This is a genomic window from Gammaproteobacteria bacterium (assembly GCA_021647245.1).
In the GTDB taxonomy this organism is placed as follows: Bacteria; Pseudomonadota; Gammaproteobacteria; order RBG-16-57-12; family RBG-16-57-12; genus JAFLJP01.
Genome location: JAKIVC010000004.1, coordinates 1 through 15,937, shown reverse-complemented (window position 1 = coordinate 15,937; position 15,937 = coordinate 1). Strand labels below are relative to the sequence as shown.

Annotated in this window: 14 protein-coding genes; 6 read left to right on the top strand and 8 right to left on the bottom strand. The window is 50.3% G+C overall.

Annotation, left to right across the window (positions count from 1 at the left end; translation table 11 throughout):
• Positions 1-76 precede the first annotated feature (76 nt).
• Positions 77-1,174, bottom strand: coding sequence for a glycine oxidase ThiO (gene thiO / locus L3J94_01935; protein MCF6217517.1), 1,098 nt, complete (start codon positions 1,172-1,174; stop codon positions 77-79).
• Positions 1,175-2,071, bottom strand: coding sequence for a PfkB family carbohydrate kinase (locus tag L3J94_01930; GenBank protein MCF6217516.1), 897 nt, complete (start codon positions 2,069-2,071; stop codon positions 1,175-1,177).
• Between the two features lie 126 nt (positions 2,072-2,197).
• On the opposite strand from L3J94_01930, the gene L3J94_01925 reads away from it, so the two are divergent.
• On the top strand, positions 2,198-2,842 hold the full coding sequence (locus tag L3J94_01925) for a hypothetical protein (protein MCF6217515.1): 645 nt from the start codon (positions 2,198-2,200) through the stop codon (positions 2,840-2,842).
• 76 nt (positions 2,843-2,918) lie between these two features.
• Here the strand turns inward: L3J94_01925 and rho are convergent, their stop codons facing one another.
• Positions 2,919-4,178: a transcription termination factor Rho gene (gene rho / locus L3J94_01920; GenBank protein ID MCF6217514.1), complete on the bottom strand. Its 1,260-nt coding sequence runs from the start codon at positions 4,176-4,178 to the stop codon at positions 2,919-2,921.
• A gap of 160 nt (positions 4,179-4,338) precedes the next feature.
• Positions 4,339-4,665 (bottom strand): thioredoxin TrxA, encoded by a 327-nt coding sequence (gene trxA, locus L3J94_01915; protein ID MCF6217513.1) that lies wholly within the window; start codon positions 4,663-4,665, stop codon positions 4,339-4,341.
• Positions 4,666-4,857: 192 nt separating this feature from the next.
• Between trxA and L3J94_01910 the strand changes: the two genes are divergently transcribed.
• The 5 genes from L3J94_01910 to L3J94_01890 all read left to right on the top strand — a co-directional run bounded on the left by L3J94_01910 (position 4,858) and on the right by L3J94_01890 (position 12,089).
• On the top strand, positions 4,858-6,066 hold the full coding sequence (locus L3J94_01910) for a DEAD/DEAH box helicase (GenBank protein ID MCF6217512.1): 1,209 nt from the start codon (positions 4,858-4,860) through the stop codon (positions 6,064-6,066).
• A gap of 7 nt (positions 6,067-6,073) precedes the next feature.
• A complete protein-coding gene (mtnB, locus tag L3J94_01905; protein ID MCF6217511.1) occupies positions 6,074-6,712 on the top strand; it encodes a methylthioribulose 1-phosphate dehydratase in 639 nt (212 codons plus the stop codon).
• 70 nt (positions 6,713-6,782) lie between these two features.
• Positions 6,783-8,588 carry a long-chain fatty acid--CoA ligase gene (locus L3J94_01900; protein MCF6217510.1) on the top strand — a complete coding sequence of 602 codons (1,806 nt, stop codon included), beginning with the start codon at positions 6,783-6,785 and terminating at the stop codon, positions 8,586-8,588.
• A 67-nt stretch (positions 8,589-8,655) separates the two neighbouring features.
• Positions 8,656-10,002 carry an outer membrane protein transport protein gene (locus L3J94_01895; GenBank protein MCF6217509.1) on the top strand — a complete coding sequence of 449 codons (1,347 nt, stop codon included), beginning with the start codon at positions 8,656-8,658 and terminating at the stop codon, positions 10,000-10,002.
• Positions 10,003-10,016: 14 nt separating this feature from the next.
• Positions 10,017-12,089, top strand: a complete 2,073-nt coding sequence (locus L3J94_01890; GenBank protein ID MCF6217508.1) for an Ig-like domain-containing protein — start codon at positions 10,017-10,019, stop codon at positions 12,087-12,089.
• A gap of 40 nt (positions 12,090-12,129) precedes the next feature.
• On the opposite strand, the gene L3J94_01885 is transcribed toward L3J94_01890, so the two are convergent.
• The 4 genes from L3J94_01885 to L3J94_01870 all read right to left on the bottom strand — a co-directional run bounded on the left by L3J94_01885 (position 12,130) and on the right by L3J94_01870 (position 15,821).
• Positions 12,130-12,330 carry a DUF2892 domain-containing protein gene (locus L3J94_01885; protein ID MCF6217507.1) on the bottom strand — a complete coding sequence of 67 codons (201 nt, stop codon included), beginning with the start codon at positions 12,328-12,330 and terminating at the stop codon, positions 12,130-12,132.
• Positions 12,331-12,633: 303 nt separating this feature from the next.
• On the bottom strand, positions 12,634-14,037 hold the full coding sequence (ntrC, locus tag L3J94_01880) for a nitrogen regulation protein NR(I) (GenBank protein ID MCF6217506.1): 1,404 nt from the start codon (positions 14,035-14,037) through the stop codon (positions 12,634-12,636).
• Positions 14,034-15,119: a nitrogen regulation protein NR(II) gene (gene glnL, locus L3J94_01875; protein MCF6217505.1), complete on the bottom strand. Its 1,086-nt coding sequence runs from the start codon at positions 15,117-15,119 to the stop codon at positions 14,034-14,036. Before glnL ends, ntrC begins: the two co-directional genes overlap by 4 nt.
• A gap of 180 nt (positions 15,120-15,299) precedes the next feature.
• Positions 15,300-15,821, bottom strand: coding sequence for a DUF4124 domain-containing protein (locus L3J94_01870; GenBank protein MCF6217504.1), 522 nt, complete (start codon positions 15,819-15,821; stop codon positions 15,300-15,302).
• Between the last annotated feature and the right edge of the window lie 116 nt (positions 15,822-15,937).

The following is a 15,937-nucleotide window of genomic DNA, read 5'->3' as shown; positions in this document are numbered from 1 at the left end:
ATTTAAAAACACAATAAAACAAGAGTAACCATCATAGACAGGGTGTTGTGCTGTGGCAAGCTCTGTCCGAAAACGATTAGGGCGCGTAACAGCGCGGGTTAATGATCGGGGGGACCCCCGTAATCAAATCAGATAATAGTCGGCAGGATGCAAGACTAATGGCCACACCATTACGAAAGTGGCCACTATTGATGTAGAGGCCCTTAATGGTTTTTAATTCGCCAATGGTGGGAATCCCCTCCGGGCTTCCTGGGCGTAGCCCGGCCCAATGGTGAACCACCTCATGCTCGGCGAGTGCGGGGGAGATCTCAATTGCAGCGGCTGCTAGCTCATCTTTCGTCTGTTGGTTGGTGCTTTTGTCAAAACCGGCATGCTCCAGGGTACTGCCCGCCAGCACTCGCCCATCACGGCGTGGAATAATATACCTTCCACGATAGAGGGTGATACGTTTAATAAGGCCTGGGGGTGTTTGAAATTGAATCATCTGCCCCCGTACCGGCGCTACTTCAAGGTGGTAATCAATAGTTTTAAGCAGCTCACTAGACCATGCGCCCGCTGCAACAACTACTTGGGGAGCGTAAAAGTTTTGCTGGCTGGAGACACCCATTACCTGGCCTTGCTCGATTAAAAACTGCTTGACTGGATGGTTTTCGAGTACCGTAACACCCACTTTCAGTGCCGCCTGGTAGAGGCTACTGATTAATCGAGGGTTGCGAACCTGCCCAACATCGGGCATCCACAGTGACTGACTGGGTGATGGGCCAAGGTTTGGCTCCAGTACTTTAAGTTGCTCTGCACTGACCGGTTGCAGTGCAACATTAAAGCGCTTAGCCCACTCGACCGCCTCTATCTGCTCCTCTTGATCAAGAATCAACAAGCCACTGTTGATTAATTGAGGGTCTGTGTCACTTTCGCGTTGTAATTGAGTAATGAGCTCGCCCCAATGTTGGCGGCTCCAGTTAACCAGCTCAGTGACCGCATCGGGGTAACGCCAAGGGTAGAGTGGTGAAAGTATGCCACCACCAGCCCAAGAGGATTCACGACCCAGTGATGCTTGCTCAAGTAGTGCAACCCGGCGGCCTTGCCTGGCAATAAAGTAAGCACTTAGTAACCCAATAAGGCCACCACCAATGACAATGCAGTCAAATTTATTATTTGAAGCGTTCATATTCATCTAAGGTTGCCCATCCAATTTTTGGTACCGCGCTGCCAGACCAGCGTAACCCTGTTGACTGCATTTTAGCCCGGCTAAGCGGTTGCTGTGGTGCAGAGCCACGGCGAGCGAATGGCCTGCCAAGCCGTTGTGAATCATGCCGGCATTAAAGGTATCGCCCGCCCCCAGGCTATCGACAATGCGGCTCTGCACAAAGGCGGGGGCATGAAGCACCTCTCCCTTTGGCTCAACGGCATAAGCGCCATCATCACCCCAAGCACAAACCAGCTGCGCGCAAGGTGCCAGCGGCTGCACTGCTTTCAATAAAGACTCAGCACTTTTGTGGCCACTCTCTTCAGCATAATGACGTGAAAAGAGCAGTAGGTCAGCGTAAGGAAAGAGTGCTTCGATACCCTCTCTCGGCTTTTCTATCTCCAGTGAACAGGGGAGTTGCGGTTGCTGCTGTTTTAGATGTCGAAGCATCTGATTGGTTTGATCAATTGCGCGCCCTTCAAAGTGTACCCACTGGTAGCGGCTTAAATCGCATCGAACGAAGTGGTTAAAGCTGAGTTCTGGTAAGTCACGGTAGTGAACAATAGTGCGGCTGCCATTTAGCCTATTCAGTATAATGTATGAGGTTGGTGTGGTGCCACCCCTCTCTACCTGACAGTGGCAGAGCGCTATGTCATCACGCGCCAGCGCTTGGCGAATAATCTGGCTGCCGGAGTCATCAGCCAAGACGCCGCACCAGTCACACTGCGCCCCTAGCTGGCGGAGTATCGCAAGACTATTGCTAACATTGCCGCCTCGGGATATTTTTTGCGCGCTCGCTCTAACTTCGCTATCTTCTGCTGGATATCCGTCAACATAGTTAATAATATCGAGGGTGGCAATACCTACCCCTAGAATATGGGCCATAGCTTCACTATCATCTGTATTTTACCGCGATTATATCACCCAGAAGCGGCCATTCGTTGGGATAATAGTGCAAATACTTGATAATCAAGGGGCATTGCCGATAATTGACAGAAATAGGGAGGCGGTATGATTAGAAGCAACGTTTTAACTCGGGCTATGACAATGAGCGCCCTGCTCTGTCTGTTGGGTTATACCAGCAGTGGGGGGCTCGTGTTGGCCAATTCAACAGCGGGCACTGTGATTGAGGTGACTGTCGATGCTGCGCCCGAAAAAAAAGCACTCGATAAACCGAGCAGCATCAATCAGCTCAACAAATCGCTGCGGATTGTTACCCCCGAAAAGATAAAAGCACTGGTAGATAGTGGCATCTACGCGGCAGAGAATGACGCCATTGGAATATTACAAAACCCAACCGAGGCGCTGTCCAACTTTCCAACCAACCGCCGCCACGAGATCGACTGGGTAAAGACTCTGGAAGCCGGGCTGATTGCCCCGCGAGCAAATGTTGATGGCAGTGAAGTGATGGAGCTGCTGGACCTGGATGTGTTGATGGAGCAAACGGCAGGTATGCCCTTTGTGACATTTCCTCACCTGACGCACACCAAGTGGCTATCGTGTGATAACTGTCATAGCAAAATTTTTGAACCGGTTAAAAATGGTAACCCTATTACAATGGGGAAGATACTAAGAGGTGAGTATTGCGGACGCTGTCACGACAGAGTCGCTTTTTCTCTGTTTGTGTGTGAAAAGTGCCACAACACTGCCCAGTAAACTAGTGATTAAAAGCTGAAGGCTTTTACCACTTCATCTCACCGGGCCAGGCGTTGCAAGCTTAAAAGAGTGGCCGTTATGGGCGCTTCATGGAGTCGAAAAAAGCATCGTTGTTTTTGGTCTCTTTCATCTTGTCGATAAGAAATTCCATGGCTACAATTTCATCCATCGAGTGGAGCAATTTACGCAGTATCCACATCTTCTGTAACTCTTCAGGATCGGTAAGCTTCTCTTCACGGCGCGTGCCTGAGCGATTAATATTAATCGCTGGATAGATGCGTTTTTCAGCAATGTTGCGGCTCAAGTGCACTTCCATGTTACCGGTGCCTTTAAACTCTTCGTAGATCACATCATCCATGCGGGAGCCGGTCTCAACCAGTGCGGTAGCGATGATGGTGAGTGAGCCACCCTCTTCAATATTACGTGCAGCACCAAAGAAGCGCTTGGGACGGTGCAGGGCATTGGCATCGACACCCCCGGTGAGCACCTTGCCTGATGAAGGGATCACGGTATTATAAGCGCGAGCCAGACGCGTAATTGAGTCGAGAAGAATCACAACATCTTTTTTATGTTCAACCAAGCGCTTGGCTTTTTCGATGACCATTTCAGCGACTTGCACATGACGTGTGGCAGGCTCATCAAAAGTGGATGAGATAACCTCTCCACGAACAGAGCGTTCCATCTCGGTCACCTCCTCAGGGCGCTCATCGATCAGTAGGACGATCAGGTAACACTCTGGGTGGTTGTGGGCAATGGATTGGGCGATGTTTTGCAACATCATGGTTTTACCCGACTTAGGTGGTGAGACAATGAGTCCACGCTGTCCTTTGCCGATCGGTGATGCAAGGTCAATTACCCGGGCAGTAATGTCTTCTGTGCTGCCGTTACCCGCTTCCAACTTGAGGCGCTCTTCTGCATGCAGTGGAGTCAAGTTCTCAAAGACTACTTTATTTTTAGCGACATCGGGCGACTCAAAGTTGATTTGGTTGACCTTGAGTAGTGCGAAGTAACGCTCCCCATCTTTCGGTGGGCGAATCTTGCCCGAAACCGTATCCCCTGTACGCAAATTGAAGCGCCGAATCTGACTGGGTGAAACGTATATATCATCCGGGCCTGCTAAGTAAGAACCATTGGCAGAACGCAGGAAGCCAAAACCATCCTGTAAAATTTCTAGCGCCCCATCGCCGTGGATATCTTCACCGCTTTTAGCGTGAGCTTTGAGGATTGAAAAGACCAGCTCCTGTTTTCGAGCACGTCCTGTGCCATCGATACCCATGGATTGGGCCAGTTTAACCAGCTCTGTGACCGGTGTGTTTTTGAGTTCAGTTAGATTCATATATGTCTGCGGAGTATGCTTGTATGTGGGATGGTCGGCATGACCAAATGGGAGAAGCGGGAGGTAACTTTCTAGATTGATAAACTTTGGTTAAGCTAGCACGATAAAACCCGCACGTCCAGAAAAACTAATACAGGACGCGCAGGTAATAGAGTTACATTCAAATATTGCTGTCGATAAAGGCGGTCAGTTGTGACTTGGAAAGTGCGCCAACCTTTGTTGCCTCAACATTGCCACCTTTGAATATCATTAAGGTGGGAATGCCACGGATACCATATTTAGGTGGAGTATTTGGGTTGTCATCAATATTGAGTTTGGTAATTTTGATTTTACCCGTGTAACTGCCTGCAATTTCATCGAGAATCGGCGCAATCATTTTGCAGGGACCGCACCACTCAGCCCAGTAGTCAACCAGCACAGGGCCTTCACTGTTAATTACTTCAGCGTCAAAATTATCATCAGTCACATGAACGATATGTTCACTCACTTAGCGATCTCCCGTTATTTTTAATTTGGTCTTGTATGGCGCATTTTAAATCGCGCCACTTAGGTAAACATCTAAGCCCATTATCGCCATTATTTCAAGCCCAATTTCATCGAACTCTGTTATTCTTATCTGATGAGCGAGAATCACTTAAGCGATACCCCGTTGAATTCATTGCCTTTAGCTGTGCCGTTAATGCAAGCAGCCGCAGAAGAGGGCTTTGATTATTGTACACCAATCCAGGCGACCACCTTGCCGCTCACCTTGGCTGGCCAAGATGTAATGGGGCAGGCGCAAACAGGCACCGGGAAAACGGCAGCCTTTCTGCTGTCGGTGATGAACCGACTGTTAACAGCGCCGGTGTGTGGCGAGCGCCGCAAGAATCAACCCGGGGTTTTGATTCTTGCACCCACCCGTGAGCTGGTCATCCAGATTCATAAAGATGCTGTTGCGTTAGCCAGACATGCCGACATAACTTGTCACGCCATTTACGGCGGCACTGGCTATCAGAGCCAGCGGGAACAGGTACAGAGTGGAGTCGATATTCTCATTGGTACACCCGGGCGCACCATTGATTACTTCAAACAGCATGTATTTGATCTGCGCATGATACAGGCGGTAGTGTTGGATGAGGCTGACCGAATGTTTGATCTCGGCTTTATTAAAGATATACGCTTTCTATTGCGCCGCTGCCCACGACCCGAAAAGCGACTCAGCATGCTCTTTTCAGCGACGATGCCACTGCGTGTTACTGAGCTTGCTTACGAGCATATGAATAACCCACAGCATGTTGCCATCGAGGCAGAGCAGGTAACCGCAAAGCAGGTCGAGGAGATGATATTTTTCCCTGCCAATGATGAAAAAATACCTCTGTTGCTAGGGGTTTTAAAACGCTACCAACCTACGCAGTGCATTATTTTCAGCAATACCAAGCGTGTCACAGAGAAAATTTATGCCTATTTGCTGGGCAATGGGTATAAGGCGGCGATCCTTTCGGGGGATGTTCCACAGAAAAAACGCCAACAGCTACTCGCGCAATTCACCACTGGAGAGTTGCCTTTTCTAGTGGCAACGGATGTGGCTGCACGGGGGCTGCACATTCCCAATATAACCCATGTTATAAATTTTGATCTGCCACAAGATTGCGAAGACTATGTACACCGTATTGGCCGAACCGCCCGTGCGGGTGCTTCGGGTGTTGCCATCAGTATGGCGTGCGAAAATTACTCTTTTTATCAGCCAGACATTGAAGCCTTTATTGGCCACAAGATCCCCTACACTGCGATCGATTCAGAACTTTTGATCACACCAAAACCGGCGATAAAAATAGAGCGCAGGCCGCCACGTAAACCGGTGGGTGGTAAGCCAGAACACTCTCGCCACAGAAACAGCTCAAGGTCATAACCGGCGCATGGCGACCCTATTTGATCAATTTGAAACGCGTGATGCGTTGGCGAAAATGGGTAAAATATTTCACAGCCGTGGCTGGATGGCGGGCACAGCGGGCAACTTGAGCGCCCGTGACAATAAGCAAGCCGATAGTTTTTGGATAACGGCAAGTGGAAAACCCAAAGGTGCGCTGGCGGAAGATGATTTTTTGCGGCTTGCGATGACCAATGGCCAAGTGATCGAATCTACATCGAGCGACGACAAGCCTTCCGCCGAAGTGGCTATTCACCAGGTAATTTACCGGCTGTTTCCAGAGGCGTGCTGCTGCCTGCATGTACATACCGTAGATGCTTGCATTGCAACACAGGGGTGTCATGAGCCATCACTGCAACTACCCCCACTGGAGATGATTAAAGGCATGGGGGTCTGGTTGCAATCACCTGAGGTAAGATTGCCGCTGTTTGATAACCGGTTAGAGGTTACCCGGATTGCTACTGAAATCGAGCAGAGTTTTATGCAACAATCACCTGATATTTCTGCGTTGATGATTCGCCAGCATGGCTTGACCGTGTGGGGGGATTCACTGCAACAAGCTTACAATCGCCTGGAGATTATGGAGTTCATCATGAGCTATGTGGCTCGTGTTCAGCAACATGGTTAAACCTGTCAGGTAATGAAAATTAACCCTCGGTGTATTGATAACACCCCCGCTTAACTGTTGGAGTTTTCTTATGGAAACGGTGACTATCCCTCCCGACCACGCACCCACCATCTCAGAGCTTTTTCGTCTGCGGGTGGAGATGAATCCGGAAAAAATAGCCTATCAGCAATACGATGTAGCGAGCCAATCGTGGCAAAAAAGCAGCTGGCAGCAGATGGCCATTGAGGTGGGTCACTGGCAGGAGGCGCTTCAATCAGAAGGGTTGCAACCGGGCGACCGGGTGGCCATTATGTTGAAAAATTGCCGTAACTGGATCGTATTTGACCAGGCCGCACTGGGGCTTGGACTCATCACCGTACCTATTTTTGCAGATGATCGCCCCGACAATGTTGCCTACATACTGGAGCAGACAGAGGCGAAGCTGCTACTGGTACAAGACCGCCGCCACTGGGCACCCTTTCAGATCATCAAGCAACCACTCCCCTCGCTGCAACGCATTATCAGTGTGCAACGAATCAATGAGGAGGATAACCCCGATGATACGCGCCTGAAGTCACTGGTCAGTTGGTTGTTTGGCCGTAGCGGCGAGCTGATTACCACACCTGTCGCCGCCGATACACTGGCCACCATTGTCTACACTTCCGGTACCACGGGGCGGCCTAAAGGGGTGATGCTCAGCCATCAAAATATTATTCACAATGCATGGGCTGCACTCTCGTGCGGTGATATTAGCTCCAGCGACCGGTTTCTCTCCTTTTTGCCACTTTCACATATGCTTGAGCGCACAGATGGCTATCTAATGCCGATGATGGCCGGTGCTGAAGTGGTCTATTCCCGTTCTAATCAGCAACTAGCAGATGATTTTTTGATGATTAAGCCAACGGTCATCATATCTGTGCCGCGCATTTATGAGCGCGTTTACCAAAAAATAAACAGTGGCGTTGAGAAGAAAAGCCGTTTGATGCGCACTCTCTTCAAACTCACTAAACAGGTTGGCTGGGACTATTTTGAGCATCGCCAGGGGCGAAAAAAGTGGTCACCCAAACTACTGCTTTGGCCACTATTGCAGTCGCTGGTAGCCAGTAAGATTCTTGCCAAGCTGGGCGGTCGACTTCGTTATGCCATTTGTGGTGGCGCACCTTTAAACAGGGATGTTGCGCAGCTTTTTATCAGCCTAGGCACACCGCTCTACCAAGGTTATGGTTTAACAGAGTCAAGTCCGGTCATTTCGGTTAACCGGCCTGACGACAACATTCCCGACAGCATTGGCCTGGCCCTTGCGGGCGTGGAGGTGCGCATCGGTGAAAATGATGAGCTGCAAACCCGCAGCCCCAGCGTTATGGCGGGCTACTGGAGAGATGAGCAAGCCAATAAAGAGACCTTTACCGAAGATGGCTGGTTACGCACCGGCGACAAAGCCACTATTGATGATAATGGCCACCTCTACCTTACCGGGCGTATTAAAGAGATTCTGGTATTGGCAAATGGTGAAAAGGTGCCACCGGGCAATATGGAAGGTGCAATAACGCTTGAACCACTCTTCTCTCAAACGGTTGTGATTGGCGAAGGAAAGCCCTACCTCAGCGCGCTATTGGTATTAGAACATGATGCCTGGCAATACCTCGCGGGGCAGCTGGGTCTTGACCCCAAAGCCCCAGAGGTGCTGATGGATAAGCAGTTACACCGCCACTGTTTAGCCCGCCTCAACCAGAGATTATCTAACTTCCCGGGTTACGCACAAATTCGGCGGATACATATAAGCCTGGAGCCGTGGAGTATCGAAAATGATCTACTCACACCCACACTTAAGATAAAGCGAGAAAAAGTGATAACGAAATTTACTGAGCAGATTGAACAGCTCTATCAAGGGCATTAAGCTGACTTATGTTGCCGTTGATACCCCAGACCACCAGAAGCCACCCCGGCTATCGCAAGGAGAAAATATGAGCCGATCGTTACTACTTACACTGCCACTCTACAGCGGGTTGCTGCTTTCCAGTATGGCCGCCCACAGTGCTGGCTTTGCCCTAATAGAGCACTCTGCCAGCGGTATGGGCAACGCCTACGCGGGTGCAGCGGCGATTGCTGAAGATGGTTCCACCATCTACTTTAACCCTGCGGGCATGACAGAGCTGGGGGATGAGCAGATAAGTGGCGCTATTCATTGGGTGCGCCCCCGGGGCGATTTCACCAACAGTGGCTCCACCACCGCGAGTGGCGACCCTCTGCTGGGGAGTGACAGCCGTGGGCAGGGAGTCGACGGCATCATCCCCAACCTTTACTACAGCAAAAGGTTGGATGACAAGGTGATGTTTGGCTTTGGCATTAACGTGCCATACGGCATGGAGACCTCCTACAATGATGACTGGGTAGGCCGTTACCACGCAGTGAAATCAAAGGTAATGAGTGTTAATTTCAACCCAAGCCTAGCGTGGAAAATAGATGATAGACTCTCTCTTGGCGCTGGCATCAATGGTCAATATATTCATATCGAACTGAGCAATGCGATTGATTTTGGCTCAATTTGCTCAGGCACCCTGCCGGCAGCTACGTGTGCCGCGCAAGATGCCGACCACCCCCAGCAGCGAGATGGCTTTGCTGAGCTGGAAGCGGATGGTTTTAACTGGGGTTATAACTTTGGCCTGCTCTACAAACTCCAGCCTAAAACACGTGTGGGCTTCTCCTACCGCTCCAAAATCACACATAATGTTAGGGGTGATGCCGATTTTACTGTGCCCAGTAATATGGCATTTCTTACCGCAGGGGGGAGCTTTGTCGATACAGGTTTAAGCAGTACCGTCACACTACCCGAAAGTACCTCACTTAGTTTTACCCATCAAATAGACCGATTCACCCTTCTTTTTGACTGGAGCTATACTCGCTGGAGCCGCTTTCAAGAGCTGCGTATTAAATACGATTCCGCTCAAGCTGACTCAGTCACCACCGAAAACTGGCAAGACAGCAGCCGCTATGCCGTAGGGCTTAACTACCAGCTTAACAGTGGGTTGCTGTTGCGCAGTGGCATCGCATACGATGAAACCCCGATACCCGACGATATACACCGCACCCCTCGCATACCGGGCAGTGACCGCCTCTGGCTGGCTTTTGGTTTCGGTTACCAGATTGATAACCATTTGAGTGTTGATGTGGGTTACGCCCACCTGTTTGTAGACGATAGTGGCTCAGACCACAGCTTCGAAAGCAGTGTATCAACCATCAACCACACCCTGAGCGGTGAGTATGAGGCCACGGTAAATATCTTAAGTGCGCAACTCAACTGGTCATTTTAGGCGGAGGCATCAAGATGAAAAAACTAAATCTGGCGACACTAATTTTTGGTAGCCTACTACTCAGTGGTTGTAACGAGGGTGATACCACCCTGCAAGATAACATTGATACCTCTTCCGCTTCGCTATCGAGTTATGCACTCTTCAATCCCGCTGAAAGCATCATCCCCTATCCCAATAATCTGCTCTTCAAAGGTACGCTGGATGGCACTTTGAATATCCCTTTTGACAGCAGCAACAGTGATGCTGTGGTCAAAGAGGCACTGAATACCTTAGACGGTTTCTCTACAATGAGCCCCCTTACCACTCGCTTTAGTCATGCCGTTGATGAGACAACACTGATTGCTGCCAATACCGTGAGACTGTTTGAGGTGACACTTTCAGGTACTGCGGGGGCGGTCACCTCAATCACTCGTAAATTATCTAACAGCGAATTTATGGTGAGTGTTGATAGCAACAAAACCCAGCTGATGATTACCCCGTTAGCGGCACTCTCTGAAAAAACAAGTTATCTGGTGGTGCTAACCAACCAAATTTCGGATGAAAATGGCCAGCCGCTAAAAGCGGATATGGTCTACAGTTTTGCCAAAGCCACAACGCCCCTGATAGACAGTAGCGGCACCAGCCTGTTTAGTGCGCTGGACGACGAAAAAGCGCAGGCGTTGGAGCCACTGCGCCAGCTGACAGCTGCGGCAGAGGTGGCCGCCGTGGAGTTTGAAGGTGACCTACTGCGAAATGAGATCATCCTTAGCTGGTGCTTTACCACCCAGTCAATATCTGACGTGCTCATGCGCGTTAAAGAGCTCGTTGATCTCGCAGAAATACCCACAACACTTCTCGCGGATACCACTCAAGATACACCCTTAGCCGCGGCCTCAATTTATGCGGGCACCATGATCCTACCTTATTATCTGACAGCACCGTCAACCGGCGACCCGCTGGCCTCTAATACACGTTATTGGCAAGGGGTTGGTGGCAGCCATCTAACGCAATACAACCCAACCCCAGTTGCAACGGGCGATCAAACGGTACCGCTGCTGGTGACTATTCCCAATGGTGATAAACCGGCTGCTGGTTGGCCGGTGGTCATTTTCCAACACGGTATTACTGCCAATCGAACCTCGCTGCTTGGCGTGGCTGATACGCTAGCCTCAATAGGTTATGCAGCAGTAGCGATTGATCTGCCACTGCACGGTTTAATCCATAGTGAAACGGACGGTACAGCGGCATTTTATAATGAGAACTTGGAGCGCACCTTCAACCTCGACCTGGTTAATAATACAACCCGTGCACCAGGGCCGGATGGCCTTATCGACCGCTCTGGAAGCCACTTTATAAACCTGAGCAGCCCACTTACCAGCCGAGATAATATGCGCCAGGCGGTGGCTGATCTTCTTAGCCTACAGCGCTCACTCGCTGAACTGGATTATGATGAGGATGGAGTAAGCGATATCGACACCTCACAGGTCGCTTTTATTGGCCACTCACTGGGGGCTATGGTGGGCATCCCCTTCCTGATGGTCGGTGAAGGCATCACCTCCGCAGTGCTGGGCATGCCCGGTGGCGGCACCGCCAAGCTGCTTGATGGCTCCGCAACCTTTGGGCCGACCATCGCGGCCGGGTTGGCCGCCAATGGTTTAATCAAAGGCAGTAGTGAGTACGAAGGTTTTATGGCGGCAACCCAGATGGTTCTCGACTCAGCTGACCCGCTAAATTATACACAGCTGACAGGGTATGGAATTCATATGATTGAGGTGGTCGGGGGGAACAGCTCACCACCAGATCAGGTAATTCCCAATGATGTTCTGAATGTAGCGGGTACCGTACCCTCACCGACCGCTGGCACCGACCCACTATGGCGCGCCATGGGACTTACCGTCACCACGTCCACATCCAGTGCGGTCAGCCTGCAAACCATAACCCGCTTCAATGCAGGCCACCATAGTTCCTTACTCACCCCCAATGATGCTCTTGGCAGCGAAGACCCGCTCTCCGCACAAGTCTTTAGCGAAATGCAGGGCCAGATCGGCAGCTTCATTGCGAATGGTGGCAGCACCCTCGAAGTGACTAATGGTGCAGTGCTCGAATGAGTAGAAGAGATGCTGGGATGGCTCTCAGTATCTTCATTTATTACTTAGAAAAACCCATCTTTGCTAAAATTTTGTCCATCAGACACCAGTGAGTGAGGCCACTTTGAAACAGGTTTATACCGACAAACAGCGTCAGCCACAACCAGTTCTGGTGCTGAAAAACTGGGCTACTCTCTACCCCTAACAGCAGGGATAGTAGAATAAATGTACCTGCCATGGTGCGTGTGATATGTGTAATCATGAGTTTACTCCCGAATATTACAATATAATAATATTCTAATATAGCAGGTTTTTTCAGCTTGGCAATAGCATTGTAACCTCCCTAACCCCCCGATAGAAACGCGAGATGATGTGTAAGATATTGGCTTCACAGTGAAACTAAAAATATTAGTCGCACCTGCAGGTTCAGCGGCTATTTTTTGTTTTGCTGTGGAATCAAGAGCTTGTGCAGCATACGGTTTCTATCGGGGGATTAGGGAGTCTCAATTAGCGGGCTGAGCTGAGGCGTGAGACGTGAGACGTGAGGCCATATAAAACCACCCAATTAGGATGACTCCAGCCCCAACTCTTTGATCTTTCGAGTAAGCGTATTGCGGCCCCAGCCGAGTAACTTGGCGGCATCTTGTCGGTGCCCACCGCTGTGTGTCAGCGCTGTTTCAATCATTATCTTTTCAAAACGGGGTGTTGCCTCGTCCAGCAATGCACTGTTTCCTTCTTGTAGTTGATGAGTAGCCCAACGGCGCAGTACGTTTTCCCAATCTTCATTATGGCTGTTTTTTGAGAGGCTCTCTTCGCGCAGTTCGGGCGGTAGGTCTTCAACAGTGATTACCTGCCCGGGAGACATCACAGTTAACCAGCGACAGGCGTTCTCTATCTGCCGCACATTGCCCGGCCAATCGAGCCGGGTAATAAAGCTAGCGGCCGCTTTGTCGAGTATTTTAGGTTCAACTTCCAGCTCGTTGGCAGCACTTTGCAGAAAGTGCTGTGCCAGCAGTGGAATATCTTCGCGGCGGTCGCGTAACGATGGAATATGAATGCGGATGACATTCAGGCGGTGAAAAAGATCTTCACGAAACAGCCCTTTTGCCACATGGTTTTCAAGGTGCTGATGGGTTGCAGCAATAATTCGCACATCGACCTTGATGGGGGTATGGCCACCTACGCGATAAAACTCACCATCTGCAAGCACCCTGAGTAGGCGTGTCTGTAACTCTGCCGGCATGTCACCAATCTCATCGAGAAAAAGTGTGCCGCCATCGGCTTGTTCGAAGCGGCCTTTACGTTGGCTTTGTGCGCCGGTGAATGCCCCGCGCTCGTGGCCAAACAACTCTGACTCCAGTAAATCTTTGGGTATTGCGGCGGTATTGAGCGCAATAAATGGCATCTTTGTACGCGGGCTGTGCCGGTGCAGTGCCTGGGCAACCAGCTCCTTTCCAGTACCCGACTCACCGTTAATCATTACCGTCATTTTAGAGTTAGAGAGGCGGCCAATAGCACGGAAAACCTCCTGCATAGAGGGGGCTTCACCGATAATTTCGGGGCTATTACCCACTATTTCAGTGCTTGCCGATACACGGGGCTGGCGGTGGCGCAGGGCACGTTCAACCAGCTCCGTCGCTTCGTCTATGTCAAAGGGTTTGGGTAAATATTCGAAAGCCCCCCCCTTATAAGCAGATACCGCACTGTCGAGATCGGAATGGGCTGTGATGACAATCACCGGTAGCTCGGGGTAGTGGCTATTAATCTTGTCCAGCAGGCTCAAACCATCCATGCCAGGCATACGGATATCAGTAATCAGCACGTCAGGCTGGCTCTGTTCGAGGCTCGCCATGACACCGGTGGCCTTTTCAAAGCTGGTGGTTTGGTGGCCCGCCTGCTTGAGGGCTTTTTCAAGCACCCAGCGTATTGACCGGTCATCATCGACAATCCAAATATGCCCCTCTGTCATGAGTGCTCCTTATTGTGCCTTTTAAGCGGCAGTAATAGCGTGAATACGGTATTGCCTGGTGTGCTGCTGCACTCGATCAGGCCGTGGTGCTGGCTTGCCATCGTTTGCGCTATGGTCAGGCCAAGCCCGGTTCCCTCTGGGCGACCACTGACCATAGGGTAGAAAATCGCCTCTTGCATCTCGGGGGGGATGCCGGGACCATCATCAATAATTTGTAGGCAGATGACCAGCTTGTGGCGCTGCTGATTTATGGTGAACTGTCGAAGAGGGCGGGTACGCAAGGTGATATTGCCTTTGCCACTCAGCGCTTGCGCTGCATTGCGCGTAATATTCAGTATGGCTTGAATCAGCAGATCACCATCGGCTGGGAATTCAGGCAGGCTCGGGTCATAGTCGCGGATAATATTAATACCACTCGCTTCAATAGTGACCAAGCTGCAAACACGCTCAACCAATTGATGAATATTGACCATCTCCATTCGGGGGGGGTGGTTAGAGATAAGCATTCGATCAACCAAGCTCCGCAAACGATCCGCCTCATCAATAATAACCTGGGTATACTCTTTTAGCTCATCGCTTGGCAGCTCGCGCTCAAGCAGTTGTGCTGCGCCCCTTAAACCGCCCAGTGGGTTCTTTATCTCGTGTGCAAGGCCGCGCAAAAGCTCACGAGTGGCTTGGAACTGAGTGCTGAGCTGCTCATCCCGCGCAATACGCAAGTGACGATCCATGGGGAGCATTTCAATGATGATTAACGAGCTTGCTGCGGGGTCACTAAAAAGCGTCAGCGTGCAATCGACGGTAATATTATTCAAGTCAGAGGTAATGAGTGGCATCTCCCGCTCTGTGCAGGAGCGACCACTAAGTCGCGTGTTTTGGGTCAGCTCAATCAGATGCTTTGCATTGGGCAAAAATTGATTCAGGCACTCCCCATAGTGTCTACTGGCACTCAGGGCAAGCAGCTCCTCACAAGCTGGGTTCATATAGAGCAGCTCATATTTTTGATTGAGCAGCAGCACCGCCGCCGAGAGATTCTCTAAAATCAACTGTGGTTGCTCGGTATTGAGTGTGGGCAGGGCATTCATAATATTACTTACAGCAATATCCAAACCAAATGCTGGTCATGACCTCTCAAGTGGTGGCATATTATTTCAAATCAATGGGTTAACTTGTTACGACAACGAAAATTTCTATTGCAGTGATACCGTAACGCCAGCTAAGGATAGCGCATCAAGCTGTTTAACGCACCTTTGTGGTGCAGAGCCTTACTGGGCTGAGCTGCGCAGTAGGTGGAAGGTCTGGTTGGCACTGGTGGCGAGCACTTTGCCATTTTCATCAATGATGGTTGCGCTTAAGGAGTGGGTGCCCCGACTGAGGCCCTCAAGTATTACCATGCCATTATCGCTGGTTGCCGTGCGCTCTCCGTCGAGAGTGATCTCTATTTTATGCCCTGCCTTGGTATCAAGTGGCGGGGTTGTTTTGGTTATAATCGTTACCTGGCCACTGTTGCTGCGGAGGGCGGTGTCATCTTGCGGTTGTGTAATCAGCAGCTGAGTGTAGTTTATGGTTTTTGTTTTTTTGTTGTTATTTTCTTGATTAGAAACTGTTTGTTTATTTGGCGGACGATAAGTGCTGGAGTAGGTACTAATGGGTAGCGGCTTTACAATCTGGCTCTCCTGGTTGGCTGTGGGCCGGTCACCGTAAGTGACATTACCCTCATCATCGACTGATTTGTATATCTCCGCACTACAGGGAGTGGCGAGAATGAATAGAGCGAAACTTAACAACCACCAGCTAAAGCTGGTGGGTTAGTATTAAGGACTGAAAGTCCGGATACGGGTCAAATAGACCCGTTTAATCTTCGGTTTTGAAATTATCATCAACTTTTGGCTCAAAGTGATGC

What these genes read in the sequence shown, in the direction of transcription:
- L3J94_01885 (MCF6217507.1), bottom strand. Translation starts at nt 12,330, where the DNA reads ATGATTACACATATCACACGCACCATGGCAGGTACATTTATTCTACTA.
- thiO (MCF6217517.1), bottom strand. Translation starts at nt 1,174, where the DNA reads ATGAATATGAACGCTTCAAATAATAAATTTGACTGCATTGTCATTGGT.
- L3J94_01910 (MCF6217512.1), top strand. Translation starts at nt 4,858, where the DNA reads ATGCAAGCAGCCGCAGAAGAGGGCTTTGATTATTGTACACCAATCCAG.
- L3J94_01890 (MCF6217508.1), top strand. Translation starts at nt 10,017, where the DNA reads ATGAAAAAACTAAATCTGGCGACACTAATTTTTGGTAGCCTACTACTC.
- L3J94_01930 (MCF6217516.1), bottom strand. Translation starts at nt 2,071, where the DNA reads ATGGCCCATATTCTAGGGGTAGGTATTGCCACCCTCGATATTATTAAC.
- L3J94_01925 (MCF6217515.1), top strand. Translation starts at nt 2,198, where the DNA reads ATGATTAGAAGCAACGTTTTAACTCGGGCTATGACAATGAGCGCCCTG.
- L3J94_01900 (MCF6217510.1), top strand. Translation starts at nt 6,783, where the DNA reads ATGGAAACGGTGACTATCCCTCCCGACCACGCACCCACCATCTCAGAG.
- mtnB (MCF6217511.1), top strand. Translation starts at nt 6,074, where the DNA reads ATGGCGACCCTATTTGATCAATTTGAAACGCGTGATGCGTTGGCGAAA.
- L3J94_01895 (MCF6217509.1), top strand. Translation starts at nt 8,656, where the DNA reads ATGAGCCGATCGTTACTACTTACACTGCCACTCTACAGCGGGTTGCTG.
- glnL (MCF6217505.1), bottom strand. Translation starts at nt 15,119, where the DNA reads ATGAATGCCCTGCCCACACTCAATACCGAGCAACCACAGTTGATTTTA.
- rho (MCF6217514.1), bottom strand. Translation starts at nt 4,178, where the DNA reads ATGAATCTAACTGAACTCAAAAACACACCGGTCACAGAGCTGGTTAAA.
- ntrC (MCF6217506.1), bottom strand. Translation starts at nt 14,037, where the DNA reads ATGACAGAGGGGCATATTTGGATTGTCGATGATGACCGGTCAATACGC.